Origin of the sequence: Alkalihalobacillus trypoxylicola (assembly GCF_001590785.1) — a bacterium.
GTDB lineage: Bacteria > Bacillota > Bacilli > Bacillales > Bacillaceae_D > Alkalihalobacillus > Alkalihalobacillus trypoxylicola.
In genome coordinates, this window is sequence record NZ_LTAO01000019.1 from 29,154 (window position 1) to 31,743 (window position 2,590).

At 34.2% G+C, this 2,590-nt stretch carries 4 protein-coding genes; all 4 read left to right on the forward strand.

Features of this window, described 5'->3' with window-relative positions; translation table 11 throughout:
- The first annotated feature begins 546 nt into the window (after positions 1 to 546).
- The 4 genes from AZF04_RS21230 to AZF04_RS12255 all read left to right on the forward strand — a co-directional run bounded on the left by AZF04_RS21230 (position 547) and on the right by AZF04_RS12255 (position 2,222).
- The gene (locus AZF04_RS21230) at positions 547 to 702 is read left to right on the forward strand and encodes a hypothetical protein (protein ID WP_156479541.1); all 156 of its coding nucleotides are present in this window, start codon (positions 547 to 549) and stop codon (positions 700 to 702) included.
- Positions 703 to 773: 71 nt separating this feature from the next.
- On the forward strand, positions 774 to 1,226 hold the full coding sequence (locus AZF04_RS12245; protein ID WP_061948972.1) for a hypothetical protein: 453 nt from the start codon (positions 774 to 776) through the stop codon (positions 1,224 to 1,226).
- Positions 1,219 to 1,731: a hypothetical protein gene (locus AZF04_RS12250; protein ID WP_061948973.1), complete on the forward strand. Its 513-nt coding sequence runs from the start codon at positions 1,219 to 1,221 to the stop codon at positions 1,729 to 1,731. Before AZF04_RS12245 ends, AZF04_RS12250 begins: the two co-directional genes overlap by 8 nt.
- A gap of 152 nt (positions 1,732 to 1,883) precedes the next feature.
- Positions 1,884 to 2,222 carry a hypothetical protein gene (locus tag AZF04_RS12255; RefSeq protein WP_061948974.1) on the forward strand — a complete coding sequence of 113 codons (339 nt, stop codon included), beginning with the start codon at positions 1,884 to 1,886 and terminating at the stop codon, positions 2,220 to 2,222.
- Positions 2,223 to 2,590: the final 368 nt, after the last annotated feature.

The following is a 2,590-nucleotide window of genomic DNA, read 5'->3' on the forward strand; positions in this document are numbered from 1 at the left end:
AATTCACTCGTTGATTGTAACGGTAGGTAGTGACTCCCAAAGGATCAGCGCAGTCTGAAGATCCACTCAGACGAAGCCAAGCGTAGTCAGAGTTARCTGAARACAAGCCCTTGGGAAAGCATCTACCTAAAGTGAAAATCAAAAACCTAATCAATCGGTTTTTATTAAAAGACGAATGTTTGCAAATTYACTCGTTGATTGTAACGGTAGGTAGTGACTCCCAAAGGATCAGCGCAGTCTGAAGATCCACTCTGGCGAAGCCAAGCGTAGTCAGAGTTAGCTGAAGACAAGCCCTTGGGAAAGCATCTACCTAAAGTGAAAATCAAAAACCTAATCAATCGGATTTCATTATAAGATATAAATGATGAAATTGATTCAGTTAAATTAAAAATATAAAACTATCCTTTTTTTCCTAATAGGATTAAATCACTAGACTTATTTGCTATAATATAAAGATAGCACTTACATGTAATAAATGATCAATGATATAGTTTTCAAAACCAGCTGATTAAATAAATCGAAATGTTTAATAGGGAGGATTATATAATGGAAAAAAAGTGGTCAAAAATTCTCTTTCCTGAGCTACAGCTATTGAGCTTTAATAAAACAAAGCCACCTGAAGGTTCTAAAGATAAAGAACCAAACCGCGTTAAGAAACACCCTACTTATAAGGATAAAAATGAAGATGAACATGCTAATTAATTTGCTGAATTTCTAATTTAACATCATACAAAAAAATATCTAAAAACTTTTCTAGTAAAAGGAGACAAAGTGTGAAATCAAAATTACTTAAAATCATCCATGGATTTTTTTACTTGTTTTTCTTTTTTATAGTTATAACCTTAATAGCAGGTCCTTTTTTTGTCATCAGAGAAATTATCACCATGCTGTCAACCGGTATCCCTAGTGGAACGGATTATTTTTTTATAATAGGTTTTTGTAGTTTAATTTTATTTGTATCGATTTCAGTCAAACGATATCACTGGATTTATGAGAAGTTTCCGATTTTATGGCCAGCTCTTCAAATGGGTTTATTTATGTTTATTGCATTCGGGCTAGGAGCTACTTTTATTAACGCATGGGCTGAAAATAATATTCCAACTAAAAGCTTAGCCTTATTTTTATCAGTGCTTAGTTTTTTAGTAGCTAGAGCTTTAATGTCATACTGGTTTTATCGATATCCAGCTGCAGCACCTTTTAACAGTAGGAGGATTTCTCATGAGTAGAGATAAACATATTAAAAAATTACCATTAACAACATCCGCTCAAAATATTCGTGGTATTTTACTAATTTTTTCAATCCTTTTACTAGCTTTTAGTGCGATTTTTAATTCCAGCCCTTCGACAGAGGTTGCGGCGACAGAAATATCCAAACAATATAGTTTAGAAATTGATTCAGGCTATGTGATGGAAATCCCTCGGAGATTAGATATTAACCCACAAAATTTTATTATTGAAGAATTTACCCAATCATCGAGTAGAATGTTAATATGGGATTTCACTGGGAATAATCAAAATACTATTGAGATAAGGGTAAATGATGAAATTATAGAGCAAAATTATTCTCTTTCTTCAGAAGTAGCCGTCTTTGATATTCCAATCCCTAGTGTCGTGACCATCACGGGAGTAGATGAAGAGGTAAATTATGCAGTGAAATTCCCAGAGAGACTTTATACCATGTTTAATACAGTTGCCTCTAATCAATCGAATGAGTACCAACTATCTCGTTAAAGACCTATAAGTGTTCATCAAAACTAGCAAAAAGTATTGGAGTTTATCTCTAATGCTTTTTTTATTTCTCATTAAATGTAAAATATGATTTACTAGGAGCGTTTGGACTTAAAAAGTTAGGAGAAACAGAAGGATTTGTAGATAAAAGTTGGATGGCTTTCATTCCTATTGCCAATTTGTATTTAATGGGCTTAATTGCTGAAAGACAATCACAGCAAACATGGAAAGAATATATACCAATTGGCTTTACAGCATTAGGTGCTATTAGCTTGCTTATGAACAATTTAGGAGGGTTAGGTTACATTATTAATATTGCTTTACTTGTTGCAACTGGATATGTGATTTATCTTATTTATGAGCGCTACTCTTCAAACGCTGTTCCTTTTTTAATTATTTCAGTCCTTACTGCATTCTTGTTATACCCAATCTTAGTATTTATCATTCGAAATAATTCGATTAGACCCGACCAAAGCGCTCCAATAAGAACTTAGCTTACTTCATATGAATATGAAAAGAGACTGTGACAATACTACGAATGAATGATTTCTAAACCTGATAGGTGCCCGGCTGTTCGCTCCCCTAAGACACTTCAGTCCGGTGGGTGGCGCCGAACTAACTTTTTTTAAGTGGATTTCGTCATGGCCACTTCATCCCACTGTAGTCTCAGTGCCTTGTGTCCGCTAACTTACGTCTTCCATAGGTAATCTATGCGTGCAAAAAAACCTCCTTTTTTTTAAATGGGCTGACCCCAAAAAGTGAGATAAAACACCTTTAAGTAGAAATCGGTTATTGTTAACCTAAAGAATACTTGGAGGTGTTTTTTCTATGGGAACTAGAGTGAGCTATCCTGCAGAGATCA